At 60.5% G+C, this 4,109-nt stretch carries 4 protein-coding genes; 3 read left to right on the top strand and 1 reads right to left on the bottom strand.

All coding sequences use genetic code 11. The features are described from left to right. Together mazG and IDM28_RS17160 are read left to right on the top strand one after the other, a co-directional pair. On the top strand, positions 1 to 779 hold a 779-nt coding region (mazG, locus tag IDM28_RS17165; RefSeq protein WP_188036540.1), incomplete at its 5' end, for a nucleoside triphosphate pyrophosphohydrolase. A 26-nt stretch (positions 780 to 805) separates the two neighbouring features. Beyond that, on the top strand, positions 806 to 1,345 hold the full coding sequence (locus IDM28_RS17160) for a DUF2058 domain-containing protein (protein WP_101321747.1): 540 nt from the start codon (positions 806 to 808) through the stop codon (positions 1,343 to 1,345). Positions 1,346 to 1,449: 104 nt separating this feature from the next. Here IDM28_RS17160 and IDM28_RS17155 read toward each other — a convergent pair whose 3' ends face one another. Next, positions 1,450 to 1,629, bottom strand: coding sequence for a hypothetical protein (locus tag IDM28_RS17155; RefSeq protein WP_101321746.1), 180 nt, complete (start codon positions 1,627 to 1,629; stop codon positions 1,450 to 1,452). Positions 1,630 to 2,079: 450 nt separating this feature from the next. Between IDM28_RS17155 and IDM28_RS17150 the strand changes: the two genes are divergently transcribed. Continuing rightward, positions 2,080 to 4,109, top strand: a 2,030-nt coding sequence (locus IDM28_RS17150) for a T6SS effector BTH_I2691 family protein (RefSeq protein WP_188036539.1), incomplete at its 3' end; no start/stop codon positions are given.

The raw sequence follows: 4,109 nt of genomic DNA, 5'->3' as shown, positions 1-4,109 counted from the left end.
AGCATGGCTGCCCATGGGACTTGAAGCAGGACTACGCAAGCATCGTCCAACACACCATCGAAGAAGCCTACGAGGTGGCCGACACCATCGAGCGGGGCGATTTCGCCCACCTGCAAGGTGAACTCGGCGACCTGCTGTTCCAGGTGGTTTACTACAGCCAGCTGGCCCGCGAAGAAGGCCGTTTCGAGTTTGCCGGCGTGGTCGACGGCATCACCCGCAAGCTGATCCGCCGCCACCCGCATGTGTTCCCCACCGGCGAGCTGTACGCGCCGCTGGACACGCCGAGCCTGAGCGAAGCCCAGGTCAAGTCGCGCTGGGAAGAGATCAAGGCCCAGGAGCGCGCCGAACACAGCGTGCCCGAGCAGTTGTCACTGCTTGACGACGTTCCCGCGGCCTTGCCGGCCTTGTCGCGTGCCGCCAAGCTGCAAAAGCGCACGGCCACGGTCGGCTTCGACTGGCCCGACCCGCTGCCTGTGCTGGACAAGGTCCGTGAAGAGCTGGATGAAGTGCTGCAGGCCATGGCGGATAATGATGCCGATGCATTGGAAGACGAGATCGGTGACCTGCTGTTTGCCACGGTCAACCTCGCCCGCCATCTCAAGCAAGACCCGGAAAACGCCCTGCGTCGCGCCAATCGCAAGTTCGAGCGGCGTTTTCGCTTCATCGAACAGGCCTTGCGCGACAGCGGCAAGCCTATCGAATCCTGTAACCTTGATGAATTGGACGCCCTTTGGGGTGAAGCCAAACGCCAAGAAAAGAACCTGCCCAGCTGCGGCTGAGCTGTTGCATAAGTGAGTGAACATCCATGAGCCTTTCCCTTCGCGACCAATTGCTCAAGGCCGGTCTGGTTAACCAGAAGCAGGTCCAGCAGACCAACAAAGCAGAAAAGAAACAGAAGCGCCTGGAACAAAAAGGCCAGGTCGAGGTGGACGACACCCAGCAGCGTCTGGCCAAAGAGGCCATGGCGGAAAAAGCCAAGCGTGATCAGGAGCTGAATCGCCAGCAGCAGGAGAAGGCTGAGCAAAAGGCCCGGGCGGCGCAGGTCAAGCAGTTGATCGAGGCGACCCGCCTGCCCAAGTTGACCACCGAGGATTACTACAACTTCGTTGACGACAAGAAGGTCAAGCGGATTGCGGTGAACGCGCTGATGCGCAGCAAACTGAGCAATGGCTCGTTGGCTGTAGTGGCGTTGGGTGGGGGTTACGAGGTGATCCCGCGGGAGGCGGCGGTGAAGATTCAGGAGCGTGATCCTGGGCGGATTCTGTTGCTCAACACGCATGTCGAGGAGGCCGATGAGGATGATCCGTATGCGGCTTACAAGATTCCTGATGATTTGATGTGGTAACGCCCGTCACGGGTGGTGTATTTAGTTACAAAGGACTGCTTGGCAGCCCTTTTTCATGCGGCGCCTGGTGGGGAAACTGCCAGGCGCGTTGATCGATACAGGGGTTATTGCTGGCGCTGGTTCTCGAGGGTTTCGAGTTCGGCGCGGTATTGCTGGGCTTCGTGTTCCTGGTGGAACATGCCCACCAGTTCGCCTTGCTGGTGGACGTCCCAGATCCGCACACCGGCGGCCAGGCCTTCATGGGACATTTTCGATTCGTCGCGTTCGGTTACTTGGACTGTCATCGTTGAAAACTCCACTTTGAGTTGGCTGCGGCAGAGTGTCGCAGGACTTAGTTATAGGGTTTATTAGCAGGCTAAGTAAATAAACTCGGCATGAAGGATTTTTCATCGACCTAGGATCGTGCGCTTTCTGAGCAGCCTTGCCGGGCGCAGGGCCGGACGGAAGCGGCTACGCAGCGCCCTTGGCTATCTCTGAACTGCTCACTGTTGCTGTGGGCAGCGCTGGCTTTGGTTCTTGTGCGGCGGGATCAGGCGTCCGGCTGGGCAGCCCTTTGCCTTAGGTAGCGAACTTTCCTACACCCTTATCAGAAACCGTCCAGGTCCCTGAAAAGCGTCAGCTCGGTATGGTTGGCAGGCAACAAAAGCCGTGAAAAAACGCGGCCCGCCCCCCGCCCCGTCGGCAACTCATCGACCCTATCGGCGACGCTTGCAGACGCTGAAAAGGACGCCACCATGATCAGCATGGACAAGCTCTTCGCTATTAATCGGGCTGCCTGCGAGGCCCTCAGCGTACCGTTAGCCGCAGGCCCTGCAGTCAGCTGCACCCGCAGTTTCACCATTCTGCCACTGCGCTACGCCGCCGTCGGCGGCAACTCCGGCTTGCGCGAGCGCCTGCCGCAATTGCCAGACAACCTGCATCACGCGCATCAGGCTGGCGCCCTGACTCAGGCTGCCTACGCGATACGGCCACTGCGTGAAGGATTCCTTTACGTCATGGAAGCTCGCCGAATCGGCAACAGGTTGTTATTTCTTGACCCGTTCCGCATTTCGGCAGATGGCTCACTGGCCATCACCAGCTTCGATGACCCCTGGCAAGCCCCGCCGGCCTCGCTGACGGCGCAGGACGTGACGCGCAACCTGGCATGGGCCCTGACTATCCACGATGTCGATGACCTGATCGGGCTGCGGCTGTTCTACAGCCCTGACCCACTGAGCAGAGCTACGCTGATGCGGCTGTTCCACCAGGCTTCCAGCTTGCCGGCTGTGAACGTGGCCAAGTATGCCGCACCCTCCTGCTCGGTCCCTGAATCCCATGTACTGACTTATGGGCAACTCGACCTGGTGGCCGATTTCGCCGCAGAGAACGATCCAGACCTGCGCAAGATGCTTGACGCACAGCTGTCTTCGACGCCGAAGATCATGTCGCTGGTGGCCTCTCGGCAGATGCTCAAGCCAAAGCCAAACAGCGATACCCCGCGAGGTATCGCCATCGTGGTCGAGGACGCGATCGGCATTACCCAGGATCTCAATGCCTGGCGCAACGCGGGCCTGGAACACCTCAAAGGCTGGCTGGAAACCACCACGCCCGGCGCTGAACCGGACAAGCCGGGGATCAGCAACGAGCGCAAGGTGCTGGTGGCACAAGCGTTCACTCAACTGCACGCCGAGTTCAGTGAGCGCAAGGTCGGCGCGCTGCTGAGCCGCCACACGCAGAGCCTGCGGGAGTACCTGACAGATGGCGCACAAAGCCTGCCGCCCGGTCCAACCCGCGAATGGTGGGCGCAGACACGCGAAGGCATTCTTGAAGTTGATGCGCAGTTCAAGCGCAAGGATCTCGAAGCGCGTGCTGCCACTGGCGAGTTTGCCAAGGCTTTCGAAGAGCGCTACTTGCCAAGGGTCGATCTGCCCGCCATGCACGTTCAGCTGGGCTGGTTCGAGACCGTTAGCCGCGAAGCGCAACGCCAGGCTGATGCCCGGGCAGGCGACCACCTGATGTGGCTGCAGCATCCGCGACTGCTTGCAGCGCTGGATCTCTACGATCAGGAAGACCTCAGCAGCGGTCTGTGCTTTGCACACCAGACCGGCCTCTGCGTGCTGGGTATGGAAGGCACCGTCAAAGGCGCGCAGTTGCTCAGCCGTTGGTGGCAGAGCGGCGAAGTTGAAGCGAGCAACTTGGCCATGCGCGCTTATGTGTTCAATCAGAAATCGGTTGCCGAGGTACTGGCAAAGACCCAAAGCGATATGCGCATTCTCCACGGGCCAGCGGACGACTGGCAAAAACTGGAAACCGCACTGCAACAAGCCAAGGCACTGGCGGCCCAGTTCAGCGCAATCGACGGCCATTTGGAGCAGTTAGCCCAACATGGCCACATCAATACTGCCGGCGCACTGGCCTGGATTGGTCATCTAGGGCGTGAAGCCCTGAGCGCCGGCGCACCCAACACTGTCGACCGAGCACTGCATCGGCGTCTGGTAACTCTCCTTACTGCTTCGCTGGGTGAGCAAGCACTCAACCTGCGCATGGCCGAACACGCCCAAGCCGGCCATACCCCCTCACCGGGGCGCGTTGCCGCACCGATCGTGCGTCGGCTTGATCAGGCCTATGCCGACAGCCTGAACGGTGCGCACAGCAACAGCTTCTACCGCCTGCGGGTCAGCAGCGCGCTGCTGTTGCTGGAAGCGAGTCTGTTGCTGCTGCAAGGCAGGCGAGAAGATAAGGATCGACGGTTCTGGAGCGAGGTGGCTGCGGGGGCGTTGACGAG

The sequence above is a fragment of the Pseudomonas sp. EZ-C24 genome, from assembly GCF_014525325.1.
GTDB classification, from domain to species: domain Bacteria; phylum Pseudomonadota; class Gammaproteobacteria; order Pseudomonadales; family Pseudomonadaceae; genus Aquipseudomonas; species Aquipseudomonas shirazensis.
This window is presented reverse-complemented; position numbering and strand designations above follow the sequence as displayed.

What these genes read in the sequence shown, in the direction of transcription:
- IDM28_RS17155 (WP_101321746.1), bottom strand. Translation starts at nt 1,629, where the DNA reads ATGACAGTCCAAGTAACCGAACGCGACGAATCGAAAATGTCCCATGAA.
- IDM28_RS17160 (WP_101321747.1), top strand. Translation starts at nt 806, where the DNA reads ATGAGCCTTTCCCTTCGCGACCAATTGCTCAAGGCCGGTCTGGTTAAC.